The sequence below is a fragment of the Stenotrophomonas sp. PAMC25021 genome (genome assembly GCF_004795795.1).
Lineage (GTDB): Bacteria > Pseudomonadota > Gammaproteobacteria > Xanthomonadales > Xanthomonadaceae > Stenotrophomonas > Stenotrophomonas muris.
Genome location: NZ_CP039255.1, coordinates 834,417 through 858,404, shown reverse-complemented (window position 1 = coordinate 858,404; position 23,988 = coordinate 834,417). Strand labels below are relative to the sequence as shown.

23 protein-coding genes are annotated in these 23,988 nt (G+C 67.6%); 8 read left to right on the top strand and 15 right to left on the bottom strand.

Annotation, left to right across the window (positions count from 1 at the left end; genetic code table 11):
• Positions 1 to 69 precede the first annotated feature (69 nt).
• Complete coding sequence (locus tag E5790_RS04125; RefSeq protein ID WP_046429441.1) at positions 70 to 714, bottom strand: DoxX family protein; 645 nt, start codon at positions 712 to 714, stop codon at positions 70 to 72.
• 342 nt (positions 715 to 1,056) lie between these two features.
• Here E5790_RS04125 and E5790_RS04120 point away from each other — a divergent pair, with 342 nt between their 5' ends.
• From E5790_RS04120 to E5790_RS04095, 6 genes are all read left to right on the top strand, one after another.
• Complete coding sequence (locus E5790_RS04120; protein ID WP_014646324.1) at positions 1,057 to 1,848, top strand: alpha/beta hydrolase; 792 nt, start codon at positions 1,057 to 1,059, stop codon at positions 1,846 to 1,848.
• 3 nt (positions 1,849 to 1,851) lie between these two features.
• The gene (locus tag E5790_RS04115) at positions 1,852 to 2,397 is read left to right on the top strand and encodes a redoxin family protein (protein WP_014646325.1); all 546 of its coding nucleotides are present in this window, start codon (positions 1,852 to 1,854) and stop codon (positions 2,395 to 2,397) included.
• Positions 2,398 to 2,454: 57 nt separating this feature from the next.
• Positions 2,455 to 3,195, top strand: coding sequence for a response regulator (locus E5790_RS04110; protein WP_111205844.1), 741 nt, complete (start codon positions 2,455 to 2,457; stop codon positions 3,193 to 3,195).
• Positions 3,192 to 4,505, top strand: a complete 1,314-nt coding sequence (locus E5790_RS04105; RefSeq protein ID WP_111205845.1) for a HAMP domain-containing sensor histidine kinase — start codon at positions 3,192 to 3,194, stop codon at positions 4,503 to 4,505. Before E5790_RS04110 ends, E5790_RS04105 begins: the two co-directional genes overlap by 4 nt.
• Positions 4,506 to 4,630: 125 nt before the next feature.
• Positions 4,631 to 5,644, top strand: coding sequence for a hypothetical protein (locus E5790_RS04100; protein WP_111205846.1), 1,014 nt, complete (start codon positions 4,631 to 4,633; stop codon positions 5,642 to 5,644).
• A gap of 78 nt (positions 5,645 to 5,722) precedes the next feature.
• A complete protein-coding gene (locus E5790_RS04095) occupies positions 5,723 to 6,982 on the top strand; it encodes an MFS transporter (RefSeq protein ID WP_075076132.1) in 1,260 nt (419 codons plus the stop codon).
• 4 nt (positions 6,983 to 6,986) lie between these two features.
• Here the strand turns inward: E5790_RS04095 and E5790_RS04090 are convergent, their stop codons facing one another.
• A complete protein-coding gene (locus E5790_RS04090; protein ID WP_111205861.1) occupies positions 6,987 to 7,934 on the bottom strand; it encodes a nucleoside hydrolase in 948 nt (315 codons plus the stop codon).
• Positions 7,935 to 8,087: 153 nt separating this feature from the next.
• Here E5790_RS04090 and E5790_RS04085 point away from each other — a divergent pair, with 153 nt between their 5' ends.
• Positions 8,088 to 8,411, top strand: coding sequence for a hypothetical protein (locus tag E5790_RS04085; RefSeq protein WP_111205847.1), 324 nt, complete (start codon positions 8,088 to 8,090; stop codon positions 8,409 to 8,411).
• Between the two features lie 294 nt (positions 8,412 to 8,705).
• On the opposite strand, the gene E5790_RS04080 is transcribed toward E5790_RS04085, so the two are convergent.
• The 13 genes from E5790_RS04080 to E5790_RS04020 form a co-directional block, all read right to left on the bottom strand.
• A complete protein-coding gene (locus E5790_RS04080) occupies positions 8,706 to 9,425 on the bottom strand; it encodes a GntR family transcriptional regulator (RefSeq protein ID WP_049441166.1) in 720 nt (239 codons plus the stop codon).
• A 56-nt stretch (positions 9,426 to 9,481) separates the two neighbouring features.
• Positions 9,482 to 10,849: an SLC13 family permease gene (locus E5790_RS04075; protein ID WP_111205848.1), complete on the bottom strand. Its 1,368-nt coding sequence runs from the start codon at positions 10,847 to 10,849 to the stop codon at positions 9,482 to 9,484.
• Between the two features lie 104 nt (positions 10,850 to 10,953).
• A complete protein-coding gene (gene mdcH / locus E5790_RS04070) occupies positions 10,954 to 11,874 on the bottom strand; it encodes a malonate decarboxylase subunit epsilon (protein WP_014646334.1) in 921 nt (306 codons plus the stop codon).
• Complete coding sequence (gene mdcB / locus E5790_RS04065; protein ID WP_111205849.1) at positions 11,871 to 12,686, bottom strand: triphosphoribosyl-dephospho-CoA synthase MdcB; 816 nt, start codon at positions 12,684 to 12,686, stop codon at positions 11,871 to 11,873. Before mdcB ends, mdcH begins: the two co-directional genes overlap by 4 nt.
• A gap of 35 nt (positions 12,687 to 12,721) precedes the next feature.
• Entirely contained in the window at positions 12,722 to 13,363 is a 642-nt protein-coding gene (gene mdcG, locus E5790_RS04060) for a malonate decarboxylase holo-[acyl-carrier-protein] synthase (RefSeq protein WP_111205850.1), read from the bottom strand.
• Positions 13,356 to 14,060, bottom strand: a complete 705-nt coding sequence (mdcE, locus tag E5790_RS04055) for a biotin-independent malonate decarboxylase subunit gamma (RefSeq protein ID WP_111205862.1) — start codon at positions 14,058 to 14,060, stop codon at positions 13,356 to 13,358. The genes mdcG and mdcE overlap by 8 nt, the downstream gene beginning before the upstream one ends.
• A gap of 2 nt (positions 14,061 to 14,062) precedes the next feature.
• Positions 14,063 to 14,971 (bottom strand): biotin-independent malonate decarboxylase subunit beta, encoded by a 909-nt coding sequence (locus E5790_RS04050; protein ID WP_014646338.1) that lies wholly within the window; start codon positions 14,969 to 14,971, stop codon positions 14,063 to 14,065.
• Positions 14,968 to 15,288, bottom strand: coding sequence for a malonate decarboxylase acyl carrier protein (gene mdcC, locus E5790_RS04045; RefSeq protein WP_111205851.1), 321 nt, complete (start codon positions 15,286 to 15,288; stop codon positions 14,968 to 14,970). Before mdcC ends, E5790_RS04050 begins: the two co-directional genes overlap by 4 nt.
• A 10-nt stretch (positions 15,289 to 15,298) precedes the next feature.
• Positions 15,299 to 16,942, bottom strand: a complete 1,644-nt coding sequence (mdcA, locus tag E5790_RS04040; RefSeq protein ID WP_111205852.1) for a malonate decarboxylase subunit alpha — start codon at positions 16,940 to 16,942, stop codon at positions 15,299 to 15,301.
• A gap of 181 nt (positions 16,943 to 17,123) precedes the next feature.
• The gene (locus tag E5790_RS04035; protein WP_075076127.1) at positions 17,124 to 19,316 is read right to left on the bottom strand and encodes a TonB-dependent siderophore receptor; all 2,193 of its coding nucleotides are present in this window, start codon (positions 19,314 to 19,316) and stop codon (positions 17,124 to 17,126) included.
• 326 nt (positions 19,317 to 19,642) lie between these two features.
• Positions 19,643 to 21,331 (bottom strand): malate dehydrogenase (quinone), encoded by a 1,689-nt coding sequence (mqo, locus tag E5790_RS04030; protein ID WP_046429482.1) that lies wholly within the window; start codon positions 21,329 to 21,331, stop codon positions 19,643 to 19,645.
• Positions 21,332 to 21,522: 191 nt separating this feature from the next.
• Positions 21,523 to 21,969: a GNAT family N-acetyltransferase gene (locus E5790_RS04025; RefSeq protein WP_014646343.1), complete on the bottom strand. Its 447-nt coding sequence runs from the start codon at positions 21,967 to 21,969 to the stop codon at positions 21,523 to 21,525.
• A gap of 185 nt (positions 21,970 to 22,154) precedes the next feature.
• Entirely contained in the window at positions 22,155 to 23,060 is a 906-nt protein-coding gene (locus tag E5790_RS04020) for a LysR family transcriptional regulator ArgP (RefSeq protein WP_049441179.1), read from the bottom strand.
• A gap of 137 nt (positions 23,061 to 23,197) precedes the next feature.
• On the opposite strand from E5790_RS04020, the gene E5790_RS04015 reads away from it, so the two are divergent.
• The gene (locus E5790_RS04015) at positions 23,198 to 23,833 is read left to right on the top strand and encodes a LysE family transporter (RefSeq protein WP_005415673.1); all 636 of its coding nucleotides are present in this window, start codon (positions 23,198 to 23,200) and stop codon (positions 23,831 to 23,833) included.
• Positions 23,834 to 23,988: the final 155 nt, after the last annotated feature.

Sequence of the window (23,988 nt, the reverse complement as noted above, 5' to 3'; positions counted from 1 at the left end):
GGGGCGTGCGGGATGGACGCCGCCGAAGAGGCGACGGAAAGCGAAACGCGCGGGAACAGGGGAGTCGGCTCAGGCGGCGCGGCGACAGCGCAGCAGATGGCCCAGCAGCAGCACACCGCCGAGCAGGGCACCGCCGAAGCCGATGCCGGGCAACAGCGCGGCAACCGGCAGCAGCAGGGCGATCAGGCTGACGCCCCAACCCAGGCCGTCATTGCGTGCCGTGGCACGGCCGGACCCGGCCAGCAGCCGGTCCACGCTGAGTGCGCCACCGCCGTTGAGGATCAGTGGCAGCAGCATGGCCAGGAACAGCAACGGCAGCTTGAAGTTGCCGTAGCCCTGGTCGGTGATCGCATAGCCCTGCCAGAGTTCACCCAGGCCGTTCCATTGGTCGGGCCAGTGCACGGCGGCGATGGCAACGATGGTGAGTACCCAGAACACGTAGGCCACCGAGCGCGTGGCCAGGCCGAGCAGCAGCATCACCGCACCCACCAGTTCCAGCCACGTGGCCAGCTGCCAGTTCAGCGACGCGGGCAGTGTGGAGAACGGGAACGGGAAGCGGCCTTCCAGGTCGGCGAACCAGTTCTGGCCGCCCAGCTTCTCGCGGCCGGATTCAAAGAACTCCCAGGCCAGCAGGGTGCGCAGCGCCAACGGCGAGAGCCAGCGGCCGACGGCGTCCAGGCGGGGCGTATACACGGAAGAAGCGGTGCTGATCATGGTGGTGTCCTGCGGGCCAGTGGTCGATGGAAGCCATTCCAGGCGGCGCAGGTATCGGCAACGTGTGCCGTTGCCCGGGGTTTTGTCAGCGACTGTGGCCGCGGCCGGGGTTTCGTACAGTCAGATACAAAGACGATGCGCTGATGCGCATCGGGGCGTTGCGCGCCCGCGTGCGGGCAGCGATATCCACCCGAAAGCGCCCGGCCAGGACCGGCGCGCGAATGTATCCCACTGTAGAAACCCGCCTGCGCCCTACAGTCCGGTACAACTCCGCGCTGCGGAGAAACAGCGCCGATACACCGGCAGGCGGAAATGGCCACTCCCAACTCCGGAGTGCCCCCCATGATCCGTACCTGCTTGCTGGCCGCCGCTCTCGCCCTTGCCGCCGCCGCCCCTGCCTTCGCTGCCCGGGCCGATACCGCTGCACCGCCCACCGTCATCCTGGTGCACGGCGCGTTCGCTGATGGCTCCAGCTGGAGCAAGGTCATCAGCACCCTGCATGACTGGAAGCTGCCGGCGGTGGCCGTGCAGAATCCGCTCACCTCGTTGGCCGACGACGTCGCCGCCACCCGTCGTGCGATTGCCGCTGCGCCTGGCAAGGTGGTGCTGGTCGGCCACAGCTGGGGTGGCACGGTCATCACCGAAGCGGGCAATGACCCGAAGGTGCAGGCGCTGGTGTATGTGGCGGCGTTCGCACCGGATGCAGGGCAATCATCGGCGCAACAGGGCGAAGGCTTCCCGGTCGGTCCGGGCCTGGCCCGCCTGCAGGAAAGGGACGGCTACCTGACGTTGCCGGCTGACGCTGTCGCCCAGGACTTCGCGCCGGACGTGATGAAGAAGTCGGCCGCACTGCTGTACAGCACGCAGGTCCCGTTGAAGGCCAGCGCGCTGGGCGAAGTAGTGAACGTTGCGGCGTGGCGCAGCAAGCCGAGCTGGTACGTGCTCAGCCGTGACGATCGCATGCTGTCGCCGCAGCTGCAGGCCGCCACCGCAAAGCGCATTGGCGCGCAGCTGCAATCGATCGGCAGCAGCCATGTGTCGCTGCTTTCGCATCCGGCGCAGGTGGCCGACAGTATCCTCGAAGCGGCGGGGGTGAAGCCGGCGGAACTGCCACTGGCCGAGCAGGGGGGCTGAGCGATGGCCGGCCTGCGTGCGTACGTGCTGCCGTTGCTGATGGGCGTGCTGGGTGGGGCTGCGCTGTTGATGGCCTGGCCCAGCCCGGAGGCCGATGCGCAGCCGGCACAGGCCGTTCCCGCCGCCGGGTTCGACGGTGGCGGGCCCTGGCACAACAGCCCGCCGCTCACACTGGAGCAGTTGCGGGGGAAGGTGGTGCTGGTCGAGTTCTGGACCTACACCTGCAGCAACTGCCTCAACGTGGCGCCGTATGTCCACCAGTGGCATGCGCGCTACGCGTCGCAGGGCCTGAGGGTGATCGGCGTGCATACGCCGGAGTTCGCCTATGAAGGGCTGCCTGGCAACGTGCGCAAGGCCATCGCACGGTTGGACATCGCCTGGCCGGTGGTGCAGGACAACCAGTACCGGATCTGGAACGCCTGGGGCAACCGCTTCTGGCCCGCACTGTACCTGCTCGACCGGCAGGGGCGGGTGGTCTACCGCCATTACGGCGAGGGCGACTACGCACGTACCGAAAGCGAGATCCAGCGCCTGCTGGCCAACCCCTGAGCCGCGCTACCATGGCCGCACCGCGCGGCCTTGACCTTCGTCCTCATCGAGAACGCAATGAACCACGTACCGCACATCCTGGTCGTCGACGATGACAGCGAGATCCGCCAGATGCTGGCCGATTACCTGCAACGCAACGGCCTGCGCGTGAGCCAGGCCGACGGTGGCCGGGCCATGCGCGCGCTGATGGATACCCATGCCGTGGATCTGGTCGTGCTGGACGTGATGATGCCGGGCGAGGACGGACTGAGCCTGTGCCGCAACCTGCGCGCCGGCAAGCATCGTGCGGTGCCGGTGGTGCTGCTGACCGCCCGCGACGACGAAACCGACCGCATCATCGGCCTGGAAATGGGCGCTGATGACTACGTGACCAAGCCCTTCTCTTCGCGCGAACTGCTGGCACGCATCAATGCGGTGATCCGCCGTACCCGGATGTTGCCGCCGAATCTGCAGGTGAGCGAAGCCGGTCGCCAGCTGGCCTTCGGCGAGTGGCGCCTGGACACCACCGCACGCCATCTGCTGGATGCACACGACACCGCGTATCCACTCAGTGGCGCCGAATTCCGCCTGTTGCGCGTATTCCTCGATCACGCCAATCGGGTGCTCAGCCGCGACCAGCTGCTCAGCCTCACGCAGGGCCGCGATGCCGAACTGTTTGACCGCTCGATCGACCTGCTGGTCAGCCGCGTGCGGCAGCGCTTGGGTGACGACGCACGCGAGCCGACCTACATCAAGACCGTGCGCAGCGAAGGCTATGTGTTCAGCGTGCCGGTGCAGTTGCTGGGGCCGGACGAATGAACGCCACCGCACGCCGCCCACGCTGGCCGCGCACGCTGTCGGCGCGGCTGCTGCTGGTGCTGCTGGGCGGACTGGCGCTGGCCCACGCACTGTCCTTCGGCCTGCTGTTCTTCGAACGCTACCAGTCCACCCGCAGCATGATGCTGCGCAACCTGGACGAAGACGTGGCCGTGAGTGTCGCGCTGCTGGAGCACCTGCCCGCGGACCAGCGCGATGCCTGGGTGCCGCGGCTGGAGCGGCGCACCTACCGTTACCTGCTGCGCCCGGCCGCGGCCGGACCGGGGCTGCAGACCGATCGTGCACGCCAGGTCACGGCGATCATCGATGACAGCCTGCAGCACCGCTATCCGTTGCAGGCGCGCCAGGTGGCTCGCCTGCCGGAGCGGTTCGAGGTGGAACTGCGCCTGCACGACGGCACTCCCTTGACCATTGAAGTCACCCCGTCGGGCCTGCCGCTGGCGCGCTGGCTGCCCGCCGTGCTGCTGGTGCAGCTGGCGCTGCTGCTGGTGTGCGCGTGGCTGGCGGTGCGCCTGGCCATGCGCCCGCTGCAGCAGTTGTCGCATGCGGTGGAGCATCTGCAGCCGGGCAAGGACGGGCCTGCACTGCCTGAAGATGGCCCGGCCGAAGTGGGCGGCGCAGCAGCCGCTCTCAACGCACTGCAGGCACGCATTCGTGGCCATGTCAGTGAACGCCTGCAGATCCTGGCCGCGATCTCGCATGACCTGCAGACCCCCATCACGCGCATGAAGCTCCGGGTGGAGACCCTGCCTGAAGACAGCACCCAGCAGCGGCTGCTGGCCGACCTCGACCACCTTGGGCAACTGGTGCGCGAGGGTGTGGCCTATGCGCGCAGCAGCCACGTCGCCAGTGGCGCGCCGGTGTCGATGGACCTGGGCGCGTTCCTGGCCAGTGTGGTCGGCGATTACGAGGACATGGGCAAGCCGGTCAGTGGCGGAGCACCCGCTGGACTGGTCGTGCAGACCTGGCCGCAGCCGCTGCGCCGGGTGGTCGGCAATCTGGTCGACAACGCGTTGCGTTACGCCGGTGCCGCCGAGATCGAGGCGGGCCGCGATGAGGCCGGAAGAGTGTGGATCGGAATTTCCGACCGTGGCCCCGGCATTCCCGAAGACCAGTTGCAGGCAGTGCTGGCACCGTTCCACCGGCTGGAAAGCTCGCGCAATCGCGATACCGGCGGCACTGGCTTGGGCCTGGCCATCGCGGTGCAGCTGGCGCAGTCGCTGGGCGGCTCGCTGCGGTTGCGCAACCGCGAGGGTGGCGGGCTGAGGGCTGAGCTGCAGCTGCCGGGGTAACGGGCGGGGTCGGATCCCTTTGCGGGAGCGGAGGGCTCTGACCCCGATGTGGGATCTGTGACGTTCCTGCACGGCCTTGGGATCGGCGATCATCTGCAGGGAGTGTCGAAACCAGGAAACACGCAATGCAGGGAACGCAGCATTCAATCCAGCGCCCGCGCCACGTCGCGCTGCTGGTCGGTCTGCTCGCGCTGGCGGCCTGCCAGCGCACACCGGACGCGCCGACCGTGGCACCCGCAGCGGGCACACCGCCTGCCGCCCCGGCCACCGCAACAGACCTCTCTCCGCTGCTCGACGCCTTGCCGACCTGCGCGCTGGACGGCTGGTACATCGATCAGCAGACCGGGCGCCCGGCCCATCCCTGGTTGGCGGCGAACGCGCCGAAGCCCTGCAAGGAGGACGGGGAGAACGAGATCGCCACGTTCTGCGTGCAGGGGCAGTGGAAGGGGCTGCCGGTGGAAGAGGTGATCCTGCCGACGATGACATTCGTTTCGTTCCGTGGGGCCAGGATCGGCCTGCCGCTGGAGAAGGCACGTCCCATCGTCCGCCAGCGTTTCGGCCAGGACTTCCCGGGTGGTGCGGCTTACGAGGCGGGCCGCGAGCCGAAGCTGATGGCCGATCCCGAAGATGCGCAGGGTTCGTGGCTGCTGTGCAGCACCCCGGAACTGGGCCACGACGTGGACAGCGAGGGAAGCATCAGCTATTCCGGCATGAACCTGCCCTACGACCACGACGGTTGCAGTTACCGCTACAGCCCGGTCGACTTCTGCGATGCGCGGCACCGCGCAGCCATCGAAGATGCCCTCCAGCATCAGAAACCCAATTTCAACCGGCACTACCTGCTGGTACAGGTCGATGATCGTCCGGAGTATTTCCAGCGCACGCTGGTGCTGGTCGATACCCGCACGGGCAGGGCGACGCCACTGCCGTTCGATGCCTTCACCGGGCCGGCGGGAAAGGGCGGTGATGCTACCGGCTACGGGACACTGGAGACGGGCGTGGACCGGCAGCAGTTCTGCCTCGATGGCGCGTTGCTGGTCTACCGCGTGTTCGAGGAAGGGCGCTTCTGCTTCGGTTTTGACGGTGAGCGCTTCACCGGCCATGAAACCCAGTACATGCAGGCAGCGGATGGCCGATGACCGGTATTTCACCCGGGCCATGACATCCTGCCCCGAACCTGCGCAACCGGGACCGAGGCTGTTGAAGGCGAACACGCAATGACCGCGGCGCGGCAGCGCTCGATGTGGGTGGCGGGCCTGTCCACGGTAGTGGAGTGGTACGACTTCACCCTGTACCTGTATTTCGCCACGGTGCTGTCGCGGGTGTTCTTCGGCGGCGGCGAACAGGCGCTGCTGGTCACCCTGGCAGGCTTCGCGGTGTCCTACCTGATGCGCCCGCTGGGCGCGCTGTGCTTCGGCCACCTGGGCGACCGCCTGGGCCGGCGCTGGATGCTGCTGGCTTCGATGGCGTTGATGGCGGCGGCGATGCTGGCCACTGCGTTGCTGCCAACCGCGGCCACCGCAGGTACCACGGCGGGCGTGCTACTGCTGGTATTGCGCTGCGTGATGGCGTTTTCGGTGGGCGGTGAGTACACCGGCGTGGTGGCGTACCTGCTGGAAAGCGCACCGGCGCGGCGGCGTGGCCTGGTGACCTCGCTGGCCTCGGCCGCCAGTGAAGTAGGCGCACTGCTGGCGGTAGCGATCTCGGCGGTCACCGTGGCGCTGCTCGCGCCCGCGCAGCTGGACAGCTGGGGCTGGCGTATTCCGTTCTTCGTCGGCGCTGCGCTGGCACTGGTGATCCTGGTCGCGCGCTCGGGCATGCACGAATCGCCTGAGTTCGAACGCCAGCGCCGCGAAGGCAGCATTCCTGCCACGCCGCTGCGGCATGTGCTGCAGCACCACCCGCTGGCGGTGGCGCGCACCTTCGCGATCTCGGCCTTGGGATCGATCACCTACTACGTGGGCATCACCTATGTGCCTGCGTTCCTGCACGCGCAGGGCCACGATGAGGGCGATGCACTGTGGCTTTCGACAATTGCGGCGGTGGCAGTGATTGCGATCACGCCGCTGTGTGGCGCATTGTCCGACCGCGTCGGGCGGCGGCCGATGCTGCTGGGCCTGACCCTGCTGGCAGCGTTGTTGCCGCTGTCCCTGTTCGCCTGGATGGCACAGGCGCCGCCGTTGGGCATTGCGCTGGCGGCGGTGCTGCTGGCCTGCGTGGCCGGCGGCGTGAGCGCGGTCGCGGCCCCGGCCACGGCCGAGCAGTTCCCCGGCGAAGGGCGGGTGAGTGGGCTGGCACTGGGGGTGACCATGGCCACGGCCTTCTTCGGCGGGGCAACGCCATGGCTGGCGCAATGGTGGGTGGAGCGCAGCGGCTGGGCAGCAGCGCCAGGCGCGATGATCGCGCTGGTGGCGGTGCTGGTGCTGCCGGTGCTGTGGACCCTGCCCGAGACGGTCCCGGGCAGGGCCAAGCGCTAGCGGGTCAGACCTTGAGGGTCTGCTCGATGTCGGCCAGTACCGCGGCCGCATCCACGCCGATGGCGATCGACTGCACCACGTGGCCGTCCCACACGCTGGGACCGAATGCCATGCCTTCCGGCTTGGGAATGGTCATGCCGCGGGCAACGCCGTCGGTGGCCACGCGCACGCTGGCGCGCTCGAACTGGAACAGTTCCGGACGGGTCAGCGCGATGCACGCGCAGCAGTCATGCACGACCATGCCCTTGTGGCCGGCCTGCAGGTAGAAGTCCACGTAATCCTGCGACAGCGCACGCACCAGTTCGGCATCGGCACCGCCGATGGCGGCCAGCTTGTCCAGACCGTCACGGTCCATTTCCACGCGGGTGGTCACGTCCAGGCCGATGGCGGTGACCGGCCAGCTGGCAGTGAACACCACGTCGGCCGCTTCGGCATCGCCCCAGATGTTGGCCTCGGCGGCCGGGGTGATGTTGCCGTTGACGTGGAACGCGCCGCCCATGATCACCACGCCGCGCACCAGGCCGGCGATGTCCGGGGCCTGCTGCAGGGCCAGCGCGAGGTTGGTCATGCGGCCGACCGCGACCAGGGTCACTTCGCCCGGATGGGCGCGGACCAGGTCGATGATCAGCTGGTGAGCGGGGCGCGCGTCGGCGGCCACGTCCAGTTCGGCCGGCACCGGGTGGTTGCCCAGGCCGTTGTGGCCATGGATGTGCACCGGCCAGGCTTCGGGGGTGGCTTCCGGCTGCAGCGGGCCACCGGCGCCGCGCGCGACCGGGGCGGCAAAGCCCCAGGCCTGCTTCAGGTACAGCGCATTGTGCGTGGTCGACTCCACCGAGGCATTGCCGAAGGTGGTGGTGACGCCGATCAGGTCAATCTGGGCGTGCTTGTGCAGGTACAGCAGGGCCAGGGCGTCGTCGACGCCCGGGTCGGTATCGAAAATGACTTTCAGCATGTTGTTGTTCTTCTTCTTCCGTGTGGTGCGGGGGGCGCCGGCGGCCCGGAAGCAGGCCGGCGCGCCCTGCATTGTCCCATCTTCATGACGGGCAGGGCCATTGCCGGGCTGGCAGGCCCATAATGCCCTCCAGTCCAGGCATGGAGCCGCCGAATGTTGATCGTTGCCCTTCTGCTGGTCCTGCTGGTGCTGGGCCTGAACGTGGCGGCTACCGTGGTGATCGTCAGGCGTGATGGCCTGTCGGCGGGTGGCCGCGCGGTGCAGCTGCTGCTGGTCTGGCTGCTGCCGCTGGTCGGCGCCATCCTGTGCCTGGCAGTGGCCACGGCCGATGGCTCAGGCAGCCGGGGGGATGGCGGTGCAAGCCATGACACCTCCGTTGACTATTCCGGTGACAGCCACAGCCATCACAGCTACAGCAGCTCCGACTGCAGCAGTGATGGTGGTGGGGGGGACGGCGGCAGCTGCGGTGGCGATTGATCAGACGTTTCGGGATGCCGGCCAGCGGCCGGCACTAACCCGCCGAGGTCACGTCCCGGTAGTGCCGGCCACTGGCCGGCAACCTCTTCCCCTCAGCCGCCGCCTTCGGCGGGCAAGTGGCCACGGCACGTTCAGCAGCCCAACCAAGGTCACGTCCCGGTAGTGCTGGCCGCTGGCCGGCAACCAAATCCGCTCAGCCGCCGCCTTCGGCGGGCAAGCGCCCACGGCACGTTCAACAGTCCAACCAAGGGCACGTCCCGGTAGTGCCGGCCGCTGGCCGGCAACCACATCCGCTCAGCCGCCGCCTTCGGTCGGCAAGGGCGCCGGCACGTTCAACAGCCCGCCTGCCGCCACATAGGCGGCCAGGGCCTGGCCCTGGCTGAGCAGATGGCGTTCCATGGTGCGTTCGGCGGCCTGCGCGTCGCGGCGGCGGAAGCACTCCATCAGCTCGCGGTGCTCGGCCAGCGATTGCGCGGTGCGCCCTGGGGTCAGCAGCTGGCGGCCGCGATGCATCTTCAGGATGCGGTGCAGGTCGTGGGTGATGCGGATCAGCCACGGGTTGCCGGCGTAATGCTGCACGGTTTCGTGGATCAGGTAGTTGTTGCGGTAGTACTCGGCGATGTTGCCCTCGGCCGCCGCCGCTTCCATCGCCGCATGCAGGGCCTCCAGCTGTTGCACGCCGGCATCGTCGATGTGCCTCACCGCCTCGTGTGCGCAACGGCCTTCCAGCATGGCCATCACCGGGAACAGCTGGTTGAGGTCTTCCAGCGTCAGCCGGGTGACCCGGCTGCCACGACCGGCATCGATCTGCACCAGGCCTTCGGCTGCCAGCAGCTTCAACGCCTCGCGCAGGGGCGTACGGCTGATACCCAGTTCCTCGCACAGCGCGGGCTCGTCGATCCACTCGCCCGGCGGCAACCGGTAGTCATAGATGCGCTCGCGCACGTGTTCGGCCACCTCTTCGTACAGAGGCGCGCGCTTCTTCGGTGACCGCGGGGCAGGGGCAATGGCCATGCGCAGAGTGTAACGCCAGGTCGCGCCGGCCAGCGGCCGGCACGACCCGATGGCGGTTACATCCAGCCCGGCACCACGAACACCAGCCAGGCCAGCAACGGCCCCAGCGCCACCACCAGACCGCTGTACACCAGGAAGCGACGGAACAGGCTCTCGCGCTCTTCCTTGGCTGCCGAAGCCACCACCAGTGCGCCATTGGTGGAGAACGGGCTGACATCGACGATGGTGGACGACACCGCCAGCGCGCAGATCACGCCAGCGGCGCTGAGGTGACCCTGCATCAGGAACGGCACGGCCAATGGAATCGTTGCGCCGAGCACCGCGGCCGACGAGGCGAATGCGGAGACGATGCCGCCGACGTAGCAGACCAAAAGCGCGCCGAGCAGCGGGATGCCGATTTCGGAGACGCTGTTGCCGATGAAGTCCACCGCGCCGGCATGTTCCAGCACGCCGATGTGGGTCACCACGCCGCAGATCAGCAGCACGGTCGACCAGCTGATGCCGTCAACCGCGCCCTTCTGGCTCTGCGGCGACAGCAGCGCCAGCGCCACCGCCACGGTGATCGAGACCAGGCCGACGTTGAGGTTGTAGATCAGCGCGGCCACGCCCAGGCCGAGCAGGCCGATCAGGGTGAACAACCGCTCGCGGGTCAGGCTGACCTCATCCAGTGCCGCCGGATCGTTGGACAGGGTGCCGCCGCCCGCCGCGACCAGCGCGCCATGGCCTTCGATCGCGAACTGGCGCGAGGATGCCTGCGGGCCACCGGCCATCGCCAGCTCGGCATTGCCGATCGTTCCCGCTGCCGTGATCGAACCGCGACGCAGCAGGGCGATGCCACCGAAGGCGAAGAAGCAGATCGTCGCCATCATGAAGTTGAAGCCCAGGCTGGTCAGGAACACCGCCATCTCGGTCACTTCCAGCCCGGCTTTCTGCACCACGCCATTGGTGATGCTGCCGTACACGCTGATGGGCGAGAAGCCGCCGGCCTGCGCACCATGGATGACCAGCAGGCCCATCATCAGTGGATTGATGTTGTACTGCTTGGCAAAGCGCAGGGCGACCGGGCCGATGATCGCGACCGCGGCCGGGCCCAGAGCGCCGAACGCGGTGAGGACCGCGGTGATCACGAACATCACCCACGGAATGGCCACGATATGGCCGCGCACCGCTTTCACTGCCCAGTGCACCAGCAGGTCGATGGTGCCGTTCTTCTGCGCGATGGCGAACAGGTAGGTGATGCCGACCAGGGTCAGGAACAGATCGCCGGGAAAGCCGGCCAGGACCTCCTTGCCGCCCATGTCGACCCACAGCCCGCCGATGATGAAGGCCAGCGCGAAAGCGACGGCACCCATGTTGATTGGCATCGCGGTGGCGACGATGAACATGATCACCAGACCGATGATCGTTGCGATTTGTGGACTCATGCGCCCTCCCAGACACGTGACTCACGTACAGCGCGGATGGAGACCCGCCATCCCGGGGTAAGGCGACGTACGGCGTGTTGCGTGATACGTACTGCTCGAACCCGTTACTGCAGCCGTTCCAGCGCGCTGCGGACCCATGCCGCCGCGCCTTCGAGGCTCTGGAACTCTTCCACCGCGCGCACCTCGCAGCACGGATAGGCCGGCGCGACCATGCGCGCCAGCGCGTTGCCCGGGCCCAGCTGCAGGAATACCCGCGCGCCGCGCTCGAAGGCCTGGCGCATCACCTGCGCCCATTCGATGGTCTGCGCCAGTTGCAACGAAAGCGTGTTGACTGCCGTTGCGCGGTCCCGCACCGGTCGCGCATCGATGCCGGCCAGCAGCGGCAGGCGTGGGGCCTGCAGTGGCGAGGCATCGAGTGCGGCAGCGAACGGTGCGACCGCCGCCGCCAGCAATGGTGTGTGTGCGGGCACGCGCACCGGCAGCAGACGGATGTCCGCGCCCTGCGCCCGCGCTGCATCGGCCAGCCGCTGCAACGAGGCGTGCGTGCCGCCCACGATGAAATGGTCCTGCCCGTTGGCGATGGCCACGTGCGCACCGTGCAGATCGCACAGCGGCTGCAGTACATGGCGTTCCAGGCCAAGCACCGCCTGCAGGCCTGCATCGGCGGGGCTGGCGCTGTCCATCAATCGCGCGCGCTGCGCCGCAAGGGCAAGGCAGGTGGCCGCATCGAAGCTGCCGGCAATGGCGTGCGCGGCGAGCTCGCCGATGCTGTAGCCAGCGATCAGCGTCGGCGCTGGCACGCAGTCGCGCAGTCCTTGCCACTGCGCCAGGCTGGCCGCGCACAGCAGCGGTTGTGCCTGCGCATTGTCGAAGCGGTCTTCGGCCCCAGCGGCGGAAAATACATCGCGTCCGAGCACCGTGCTGGCCAGATCAAGGATGTGGCGTGCGGCCGGAAGATCGCGCACGCGTTCGAACATCTCCGCGTGCTGGACGCCTTGGCCGGGGCAGAGCAGGGCAAGGCTCATGCGACCTCCTGCTGCAGCAGGAACCAGGCACAGGCCAGCAGGTCGGCACTGCCGCCGGGGCTCAGCCGGCGTGCGACGAATCCATCACCGATGCTGTGCAGGCGTGCCTGCCAGCCGGGTACGAAGGCGCCACCGGCATCGAGGAAGCCTCGCGCCTGTTGCTGGGCCCAGCACAGGCCGTTGGCGCCGCCACGGTGCAGCAGGTTGAGGTCATCCACGCACGCGATCAGCTGCACCAGGGTCTGGCACATCGCGGCCTCGCGTGGCAGGTCGCTGGCCAGCGCGTGGCGCAGTGTAGGCAGTGCCACCTCGCGCAGCAGCGGGTAGCCGGCGGCCGCTTGTTCGCGCACACCCTGCACGCCGTGCCGTGCGCGCGCGCGCTGGCCAGGGCTGTTCGCATCAAGTGGTGCGCCGGCGAGCTCGGCAGCCCAGCGGCGCACTTCCTGGCAGACCTGCTCGGCTGCGATGGCACCGCCCGCGCGGCCCCGACAGGCAGCGGAAGCCGCGACCAGCAGGCCAAGGCTGAAGACCGCGCCGCGATGAGTGTTGATGCCGGCGGTCGCGCGCAGCATCGCGATTTCGGCGGAGATGCCACACCGGCGCAAGGCATTGAAGTCCGCCTCGGCTGCACCGAGGCAGGCCACGGCGATGAAGTAGTGGCGCAGCGTGAACAGGCTGCGCAGGAACGTGCCGGCGTCCATGTCGTGGTGGCTGCCGCTGTCGAAGGGGGTGACCAACCCTGGCTTGGGTGCAAGGGCCAGTTCGGCGTGCAGGCTGGCGATGGCGAGGCGCCCCAGACGCGTGCTGTCCACGGCAGCTGGCCTGACCGCCGGTTGCACGAGGGCGTTCACGCGCTCACCCCGGTGGAGGCGAACAACGCATCACGTAGTTCCAGTGCGGCACCATCGAGGCGCTTGACCAGTACCTCGCGGCTGCGCCCGGCGTACTCGCGCCAGTTCACCGCGCCACCATCCACCAGGCACAGTTCGCCATCGACCCGATGCCCGAAGGTGCTTTCCCAGTGCTGCAGGCGCTCGACCAGCAGGTCGGCCTGGCGCGCGTCGCCCACCTGCCACAGCAGGTCGATGTCCGAGCGTGCGTGCACATAGGGCAGACCGCTGAGGTGCTGCCAGGCGAAGGCGCCGAACACGCGGGCCGGTGCAAGCCGCAGCATTGCCTGCAGTGCCGCCTGCCAATCAGCCGGAACGCCGCCGGCGAGAATCTGATCCAGGGCAGGGGGAGGCTGCAGGTGCTGGATGTCCTGCAGGGCCACGCGCAGCGCCAGCCGTTGCTTGCCTTCGCCTGGCGGCAGCGGCACCCCCAGGCGAAGCCGCGGGTCGGGATCATCCGCCGCACTGCGTGCCACCATGGCTGGCAGGCCCTGTGCGAACCATGCTGCCAGGCGCGGTTCGTGTCCAGTCACGTCAGCCCGCCAGTCGGCTTCGGCCGACAGCCAGGCCAGCGTGTGGCGGGCGGGCCGCTCAGGCATCGCCGTGGGCCACCGCAGTCGAAACCGCTGCCGCCAGGGCGCGACCGCCGCGCTGTGCGCCGCGTGCGGCACGTCGGTCGCCTTCGGCGGGTGTGCGCAGGGCCTGCAGCAGGTGCTGGGCAAGGTCGCCTTCCCATAGTGATTCCACCGCACCCATCGCCACGTAGTTGGCCACGCCCGGCGCGAATACCGGCGAGCTCTGGCTGAGCGCCTGCAGCTTCTCCAGCGGTTGCTTGGTCACCCGTGCCATCGCGCGCAGGTCCATCACCCGCACCTGTGCGTCGGGCAGGGCGTGGATGTGGTCGGCCATCAGGCCGAATGACAGGAAGCCACCACTGACCGATTCGCCGTAGACCAGGGTGATCAGGCGCGCACCACGGCGGCGTGCCAGATCGAGCGTCTGCGCGAGATGCGCAAAGTAACCATTGATGCCCAACAGTTCGTCGCGCCGCGCCAGGCGCTGTCCGGCGGTATCCACCAGCATCACGATCGGTCGCTGTGGATGTGCGCCGGTGCTGGCAAGCACGGTTTCGGCCAGTGCCAGTGCGTGGTCCACGCCGACTTCAAGTTTGTCGGCGGTACCGATCACGGTCACCTCGCCATCCTCGGTGGTGGCGCTGCCGGTCAGCACCGAATCGTTCACCGCAATGGCATGCCCATGCGGGAACAGGGCATCGAGCAGGTTCTGCAACGGCAGGCTCATGGCAGGCTCCGGTCGGCGGTGGCGATGAGGAACTCATCGGTGTCGAGCAGCGGTAGTCGCTCGGGGGCTGCGATGCCTTGGCGGGCCCAGATCTCCAGGCCATCGCGGCAATCGCCCCAGGCCTGCACGCGCGCCTTCAATGCCGCATGGCGTTCCTGCAGCGCAGCCAGTGCAGTATCCGGATCGGTGCTACTGGTATCAGGCTGCAGCGCGTTGCTGGCCGCCTGCGCGAAGGCCTCGATGGCATCCGGCACCAGCACCTGTGCCTGGTCGATCAGGTAGCGGTGCTTGCCTCCCGTTACGCGCCAGACCAGCGCGCGATCGCGGGAATCGAACTCTTCCACGCCGCGCACGGTTTCGATCACTTCCGGGCCGGACAGCGACAGGCGCCCCTCTTCGGACATGATGACCGTGCTGCAGCAGCGGGCGACGATGCCCATGCCGCCGAAGGCGCCGTTGCCGCTGCCGATCAGCGCGATCACCGGCACACCCGCTGCTCGCGCGTCCAGGGTGGCGCGCATGATCTCGGAAATGGCGATGAGCCCTGCATTGGCTTCGTGCAGGCGCACACCACCGGTGTCCAGCAGCAGAAGCACGCCTTCGGGATGTGTTTCGGCTGCGCGACGCAGCAGCCCGGTCAGTTTGGCACCGTGCACTTCGCCCACGCCGCCGCCCATGAATTCACCCTGCTGCGCGGCCAGCAGCACGCGTCGGCCACGCAGCGTGGCTTCGCCGACAACGATGCCGTCGTCGAACGCCGCGGGCTGGTCGAGCTGTGCCAAGTGCGGGCTCATCATCCGCCGCGCCGGGCCGAGGAATTCCCTGAAGGAACCGGCATCGACCAGGCTGGCGATACGCTCGCGCGCATCGGCTTCGTAGTAGCTGTAGCGCTGCGTCCGGTTCATCGTGGATCTCCAGCACGCAGGGTTTCCACGGCTTGGTCCAGGCGCAGGCTGACCACCGCCGGGGTGGCACCGGCATCGTTGATCGAGATGCGTACGTCGCGTAGCGGATGACGCTGTGCGAAGTCGTTGATCACCGCTTGCCACACGCTGCCGAAGCCCTTCGCGACGGTGATGATGCGCACCGTCATCGCGCCTTCCAGCGCAGCGGGTTCCAGCAGGATTTCCAGGTTGCCCGAGGCCAGCACGCCGACCAGCACCGCTTCGCGCGGGAACTGCACCGCAGTGTGTCCTTCGAATCGATAGTCGAGGGTTTCCATGCTCAGCCCCTTACCAGTTGCGGAAGCGCTTGGGCGGGTCGTACAGACCGCCGGACCAGCGCACCAGGTCCTTCACCGAACGCGCCGCCAGCAGGTCACGGCTGGCATCGCGCACGGAGATGCCAAGGTCATCGGGACGGCGGATCACGCCGCGGTCGCGCAGGTTTTCCACCATCGCGCGGTCGCGGCCCAGGCCCACGGCGGTATAGCCGGCCACGCCGCGGATCGCCTGTTCGCGTTCCTCAGGGGTGCGGCACAAAAGCAGGTTGGCGATGCCTTCTTCGGTCAGCACATGGCTGACGTCGTCGCCATAGATCATCACCGGCGGCAGCGGCATCTGCGCGCGCTCGGCCAGTTCCCAGGCATCGAGCCTTTCGACGAAGGCCGGTGCCATGTGCTCGCGGAAGGTTTCCACCATCTGCACCACCAGCTTGCGCCCGCGTGGCATTTCGCCCGGGCGCGCAGCCTGTTGCCCGGCCTTGATCCAGGCCTCGCTGGCATGGCGGCGGCCGCGTGCGTCCGAGCCCATGTTCGGTGCACCGCCGAAGCCGGCGATGCGGTCACGGGTGGCGGTGGAACTGTTGCCCTGCAGGTCGATCTGCAGGGTGGAGCCGATGAACATGTCACAGGCATACAGGCCGGCGGTCTGCGAGAACGCGCGGTTGGAACGCATCGAGCCATCGGCGCCGGTGAAGAACACATCACCTCGCGCGGCGATGTATTTCTCCATGCCCAGTTCCGAACCGAACGAATGCACCGATCTGACGAAGCCCGATTCGATCGCCGGAATCAGTGCCGGGTGGGGGTTCAACGCCCAGTGCTGGCAGATCTTTCCCTTCAGGTCGAGCGATTCGGCGTAGGTGGGGAGCAGCAGTTCGATGGCCGCCGTATCGAAGCCGATGCCATGGTTGAGGCGGTTCACGCCGTACTCGGCGTAGATGCCCTTGATCGCCATCATCGCCATCAACACCTGGATCTCGGAGATCTGCGCCGGGTCGCGGGTGAACAGCGGTTCGATGTGGTTCGGCTTCGGCGCCTGCACCACGAAGTTGACCCAGTCAGCGGGAATGTCGACGCGGGGGAGGGCGTCGACGATCTCGTTGACCTGGGCGATGACGATGCCGCCACCGAAGGCAGTGGCTTCGACGATCACCGGCGTGTCTTCGGTGTTCGGGCCGGTGTACAGGTTGCCGTGCCGGTCTGCGGCCTGCGCGGCGACCAGGGCCACGCGCGGGGTCAGGTCGATGAAGTAGCGGCCGAACAGTTCCAGGTAGGTGTGGATGGCACCGATCTGGATGCGCCCTTCAGCCACCAGGTTGGCCAGGCGCACCGACTGCGGGCCGGAGAACGAGAAGTCCAGTTTCGAAGCGATACCACGCTCGAATACATCCAGATGCGAGGGCAGCGACAGCACCGACTGCACCATGTGCAGGTCGTGCACGCGGGCCGGATCAAGATCGGCCAGGGCCTGGGCGAGGAAATCGGCCTGCTTCTGGTTGTTGCCCTCCAGGCAGACCTTGTCGCCGGGCTCCAGCAGTGCATGCAGCAGCCCGCCTACGTCGCCGGCGGCGACCTCGCGTCCCCGGGCCCACGGCGCGGCACGTTCCAGGCGGGCCTGGCGACTGCGTTCCAACGTATCCCAGCTCGGGTTCATTGACCGGCTTCCGACGGGTGTTGGAATAATCACGGCATAATTACGGCGTAGGGTGCAACCTGCAGTGCAGCAAAAGGAAAGGCCCGCACGGAGACGGGCCCATTCAGGTAGCCCACGACCGTGGTCGTGGCGGAGGGCGTGCCGACCAACGGTCGGCACCCACCTTGCACCCGTCGTTTGCTCAGAACTTCCAGCGCAGGCTGGCCGACACGAAGCGCGGCTCGCCGAAGTTGTTGTAGTCCAGGTTGGCCCAGTAGGTCTTGTCCAGCGCGTTGCGCACGCTCAGCGTCGCGGTCCAGTTGTCGCTGATGCGGTAGTTGGCGTTGAACTGCACCAGCGAATACGCCGGCTGGTTCACCGTCACCGTGCCGCCGAGCGGGTAGGCGATGTTGTAGCCCTGCACCCGGCTCTGCCACTGCAGGCCACCGCCGATGCTCAGTCGCTCCAGTGCGCCACGCAGCTGCAGCTGGGTGTTGAGCTGCAGCAGGTCCTTGGGCGGATTGGCGTACAGCAGGTCGGTGGCGGCGCGGGTCACCTTGACGCGGGTGTAGCCGGCATTGACCGTCCAGCCCGGCAGGATCTCGCCGTTGACGTCCATCTCCCAACCGCGCGCCTTGGTGCCGTTGATGCCGATATAGGCCGAGCTGCCGTCGCTCAGCGTACCTTCCGGCACGCTCATGTCACGCACCGCGTAGTTGTCCTGCTTGGCCTCGAACACCGCCGCATTGGCGGTCAGGCGGCCATCGAACCACTGCGTCTTGATGCCCGCTTCCAGGTTCGAGCCCTGCACCGGTGCCAGCAGGTTCTCGTTGCGGTCCTTGTAGTTTTGCGGATTGAAGATCTCGGTGTAGCTGGCATAGGCCGACACGTTCGGGGTGATCTCGTAGACCAGGCCCACGTACGGAGTGACCTCATCGCTCACCTTGTATGCACCGCTGGTGCCGGTATAGGCGCCGGCAGCGTTGTACGAGCGGCTGAGCGTTTCCCAGCGGCTCAGGCGCGCACCGGCAATCAGCGACAGCGGCTCGGCCAGGCGCAGGCGGGTGGCCAGGTAGACGCCGCTCTGCGTGGTCTTGGCCACGCGGCGTGCGCCGGTGCGGGTGTAGGTCACTTCGGAGATGTCGCCGTTCCAGTTGAACACGTTGGGGATGTAGTAGCAGCGCTCACGCCCGCAGGTCGCCCAGTCGCCCGGGAAGTTCAGCGCCACGGTATTGGTGGTGCCTTCCAGGTCCGACCACTGCGCGCCGACGGTGAGGTCGTGGTCGCGGCCGAACAGCGGGAAGCTGCCGGTCAGGTAGGCATCGACATTGCGGCGGGTGTCCTTCGAATCACCGGCGGCCGCGCGCAGGTAGATGCCCGCGCCGGTCACCGGGTCCGGGTTGCCGGTGCCGTACAGGCGCACGTTCTGCACGTTGCCGCGGGTGTAGGCGGTGTTGATCTTCAGCAGCCAGTGGTCGCCGAAACGCTGTTCCAGGTTGGCGAAGGCGGTATTGCTTTCGCGCTTCCAGTAGCTCCACTTCGGCGACAGGTTGGTCGAGCGCGCCAGATGGGCGAAGTTGCCCTGGTTGTCGAAGAACGCCACGGTGCCCCAGGTCGAACCGGTCGGGTTGTTGTCCTGGGTCTGGTAGCCGACGGTAACCGTGGTGCTGTCGGTGACATCGCCTTCCAGCACCGCCATGCCGGCCATCTTGTTTTCCTTGTAGCGGTCGTAATACAGGCCACGATCGGTGTAGGCGGCGACCACGCGGCTGCGGAAGCGGCCGTCGGCGGTCAGCGGCGCGGTTACGTCGGCTTCCATGCGGCGGTAGTCCCAGCTACCGGCGCTGACCGCGAACGACGCGTCGAATTCCTTGCCGGGGCGCTTGCGCAGCAGGTTGACCGTGGCCGACGGCACGCCGGCGCCGCTGAGCAGGCCGTTGGCACCGCGGATCACTTCGATGCGGTCGTAGAAAGCGGTGTCGTACTCCTGGTTGGTCGAGCCGCTGTAGGTGGGAATGCCGTCGACCTGGAAGTCGGTGATGGCGAAGCCGCGCGCGTAGTACAGCGGGCGTTGCGTGTCATAGAAGGACACGCTGACGCCGGTCACGTTGCGCATCACATCGTTGATGCTGAACAGCGATTCGTCCTGCAGGCGCTGCAGGCTGATCGCGGTGGCCGACTGCGGGGTTTCCTGCAGGGTGATCGGCAGGCGCGTGGTACTGGCCGGCGGCGCCGACTGTTCGGCACGCACGCTCACCCGGTCCAGGGTCTTGGCGTCGGCAGCGCCATCAGTGGCGGCGAACGCGCTGGGCGCGGCCAGCAGGGTCAAAGACGAAAGCAGGGCAGCCGGCAGCAGCGCGCGGCGGGGCAGGCGGTTATCGAAGGTCAGGCACATGGTGGGCTCGAAGCGTGGAGGCGGGGAGGGGCGGCAACAGTCGTCCAGCACCCGGGGCGGCGGCTTCGGGCACGGTCAGGTCCGTCTGGGGCGAGGCGCGGTCACTGCGCAGGACGCAAATGTAAATAATTCTTAACAACATTACAATTCGCGTCATTGTGCGCAGGGTTCCCGGCACGGGGCATCGCTTTCTGTAGAGCCGAGCCATGCTCGGCTGCTTTTTGCCGGAGCCGAGCATGGGCTCGGCTCTACAGGCGGTAGCCTGCACAAACGCAAACGGCCACCCGAAGGTGGCCGTCCGTCTGCATCGAAGGGAACCTGCGGGCTTACAGCGCCTGCAGTTCCTCGTTGGCGTTGCGCTTTTCCTTGGCCGGCGCCGGAACCGCCGCCGGAGCGGGCGATGCCGCGTTCGCGTCCACCGGCACCTCCAGGTAGGGCAGCTGCAGGGTCTGGCTGGTCAGCGTGCGGATCTCGTTGACCAGCGCGGCGCTGTCGTTGAGCTTGCGCCCGTACGACGGCACGATCTCGCGCAGGCGGGTTTCCCAGCCGGCCTTCATCTGCTCCGGGAAGGCCTTGGCCATCAGGTCAAGCATGATCGGCGGCGAGGTCGACGCGCCCGGCGACGCGCCGAGCAGGGCGGCGAGGGTGTGGTCCTTGTCGGTCACGATCTCGGTACCGAACTGCAGCACCGGGCCCTTCAGCGGATCGCGCTTGATGATCTGCACGCGCTGGCCGGCGGTGACCAGCTTCCAGTCACCCGGCTTGGCATTGGGGAAGTACTTGACCAGTTCGGCCTGGCGGTCGGCATCGTTCAGGCGCGCCTGTCCCATCAGGTACTGCACCAGGTCCAGGTTGTCCTTGCCCACTTCCAGCATCGGGCCAACGTTGTTGTGGGTGACCGAGGAATACAGGTCCCACCACGAGCCGTGCTTGAGGAACTTGGTGCTGTACAGCGCGAACGGCCCGAACAGGACCACCGGCTTGCCGTCCAGCTTGCGTGCATCCAGGTGCGGCACCGACATCGGCGGCGAACCGGTTTCGGCCATGCCGTAGGCCTTCACCCCATGGCGCGAGGTCACGTCCTGGCCCTGGAAGGCGAGGAACTGGCCGCCGACCGGGAAGCCGGCGTAGTCCTTCGATTCCGGAATGCCCGACATCTGCAGCAGCTTCAGTGCGGCGCCACCGGCACCGATGAACACGAAGCGGGCGTGGGTGGTGGATTCGGTGCCGGCCTTGAGGTCCTTCACCGTCACGTTCCAGCTCTTGTCGGCGTTCTGCCGCAGCGCGCTCACTTCATGGTTCAGGTGCAGGCTGAAGTTCGGGCTGCGCTGCAGGCCGGCGGTCAGCTGGCGGGTGATCACGCCGAAGTTGACGTCGGTGCCCAGCGGCATCCAGGTTGCGGCAACCTTCTGCTTCGGGTCACGGCCTTCCATCAGCAGCGGGGCCCACTGCTTGATCTGGGCCGGATCCTCGGAGTACTGCATGCCGTAGAACAGCGGATTCTTGACCAGGGCCTGCTGGCGCTTGTGCAGGTAGGCGATGTTGTCATCGCCCCAGACGAAGCTCATGTGCGGGGTCGGGTTGATGAAGTCGCTGGGCTGGCTCAGCCGGCCCTCCTTCACCTGGTGCGACCAGAACTGGCGCGAGACCTCGAACGATTCGGCGATGCCGACCGCGCGCTTGGTCTCGATGCTGCCGTCGGGCAGTTCCGGGGTGTAGTTCAGTTCGGCGAACGCCGAGTGGCCGGTGCCGGCGTTGTTCCAGCCATCGGAGCTTTCACCGGCGACGCCGTCGAGGCGTTCGTAGACCTGGATGTTCCAGTCCGGCTGCAGCTCCTGCAGGTAGGTGGCCAGGGTGATGCTCATGATGCCGGCGCCGACCAGCACAACATCGACGGGCTTGTCGTTGCTGGCGGCAGGCACCGAGCGCTGGGTCAGCGGCCAGTACAGGAACAGCGCGGCGGCCAGCAACAGCAGCACGAGCAGGGCGAGAAGAGCCTTGCCAAATTTCTTCATGGGGGCGGGATCGTTGGCGGAGGGGAAGGGGTCAGGATGCGCGTGGGGCAGGGAAAGGGCGTGAAGAAACAACGCCTTGCATCATCCGCCGGTGATTCTAACCGGATCCAGTCCTTTTTTGATGCAACGCAGCATCCGACGTTTCGCGGTGCTGCCACATGGGCGGCAGGCGATGCCCGGCGACGGTGGGATCAGACCAGCTCAAGGATCTCGTCGCCAGCCTCATCGACCCCGCCGGTCGGGCGCCAGCCCAGGCGGCGGTAGAAGCCGTGCGAGCGCGAACGCGGGTCGGCCGAGCAGGCCAGGAACAGCCGCCGGTGGCCGGCATCGCGGGTCAGGCTGACCACTTCCTGCAGCAGCTGGCGGCCGATGCCGCGGCCCTCGTAGTCCGGCAGCAGGGCCAGCACCAGCACCTCGCCGCTGTCGCGGTCGGCGAAGCAGTAGCCGGCCATGCGCTCGCCCTCCCAGGCGACGCGGCCGATCGAATCGCCCTGGGCGATGCCGGCGGCCCAGCTGTCCACAGTGATGCCCAGCTGGGCCAGCTGCTCGGCGCTGAAGGCGTTCTCGCGGGTGCGCCCACGCAGATCGATGCAGGCAGCGGCATCCTCGGGGCGGGCATCGCGCAGGTACACGGGCATGCCGGACATCCTTGTAATGGTCGGCCCGCCAGTATCCGCATCGCGCATGGACCCGGTGTGTAGGCTTGATGGAGATCCGATGGAGCCCCGAAAAAGGGGACGGAGGGGATTAAGCCGTATTTGCCTTGGATGTCGTATTGGCCTTAAGCGACTTAATCCCCTCCGTCCCCTTTTTGCGCTGTGCGTCAGCGCTTGCGCCGGATCAATGCCGAGGATGCATCCAGCACGGCGCGGGTCAGCAGGGCCATGGTCTGCACGTCGCCCTTCCAGTGCTGCCAGTACAGCGGCACGTCTTCCCACGCGCGCTGGCGTACGTAGACCAGTCGCCCGGCATCCAGGTGCCGCTTGACCAGCGGCAATGGGTTCATCGTCCAGCCCATGCCGCCCAGGTTGGCCTGCACAAAGGCGCGGGTGGAGGGGATCCACCAGGTCGGTGCGGTGCTGGGCAGGTCATCGCCGGCCATGCGCCGGGCGAAGCGCGACTGCATGTCGTCCTTGCGGTTGAACACCAGTACCGGTGCCTGCGCCAGTGCCTGCGCGGTCACTCCCTTGGCGAAGTGGCGTTCGCGGAATTCAGGAGTACAGGTCGCTGCATAGCGGATGCTGCCCAGCGCGTGGATCTGGCAGCCCTGCACCGGCTCGTCCAGCGTGGTCACCGCACCCAGCACCGTGCCCTGTCGCAGCAGTTCGACGGTGTGGTCCTGGTCCTCCACGCGCAGGTCCAGGGTGGTCCCGGTGCCCTGCGCGAACTGCGCCGCGGCCTGCGGAAACCAGGTTTCCAGGCTGTCGTGGTTCACTGCCACCGGGATGCTGGCCTGGGGCAGGTCCTCGTCGGCCAGGCCCATGCGGTGCAGCGCATCGTGTTCCAGCAGGGCGGTCTGCTCGGCCAGCTGCACCAGCAACTGGCCCTCGGCAGTGGCGGTGGCCGGGGTGCCACGCTTGACCAGCAGGCGGCCGATCCGGTCCTCCAGTGCCTTGACCCGCTGCGAGATGGCCGAGGGCGTGACATTCAGCGATTGCGCGGCGCGGTCGAAGCTGCCTTCGCGGATCACCGCGGCCAGGGCGCGCAGCTGGGCGTGATCGATGCGCATCGAATTAAGCTCCGCTAATGTTGGTTTAGGAAGTTTAGCTCGTCTTTTCCATGTTGCGGCGCGACAATGGCGCCCGTTCCGGTGCTGTCCGCCTTCGCGAGGCACCGTCCCCCAAGCAATACAAGGCAGTGAATCCCATGTTCTCGGTCATCTCCGCCAGCACCGGCCTCGGTGCCTGGTTCTCTGGTGCAGCCACCGGCATCGGCCTGTTCGCCGTGGTCGGGGCCCAGAGCGCCTTCATTCTGCGCCAGGGCATCCTGCGCAAGCACATCGTGCCGGTGGTCGCCACCTGCGCGGCCATCGATGCCATCTTCATCTTTGCCAGCGTGGCCGGCCTGCGCACGCTCACTTCAGCGCTGCCGTGGCTGACCACCGCCGTGCTGTGGACCGGTGTCGCGTTCCTGGCCTGGTATGCGATGAAGTCGGCACGCCGTGCGATCGCCGGCGGCGGTGGCATGGGCGAGGCCGACAGCGACGACGGCAGCCGTCGCGCGGTGCTGATGGCCGCGGTCGGCTTCTCGCTGATCAACCCGCACTTCTGGCTGGACATGATGGTGATCGGCTCCATCGCCGAGAACTTCGGCAATGCCCGCATGGCCTTCGCTGCGGGCGTGGTCACGGCCAGCTGCCTGTGGCTGACCGCGCAGGGCCTTGGCGCACGCCTGCTGGCGCCGCTGTTCACCAAGCCCAGCACCTGGCGCGTGCTCGACGGCACCATCGCCGTGATCCTCAGCATCCTGGCCCTCATGTTGGCGGTGCGCGGGGTCCACTGACCCGGCGCACGCCCCCCGAACCCACGTCCTGACTCTCTCTCCAAGGTAGTGGCAACGACGGCACCGGCAACGGTGCCGTCGTCTTTTCCGGCTCTGGCGGGAAACCCATTGCCCTGCCTAGAATCGGAGACCAGGACAAGGTGTCCACAGGAGCA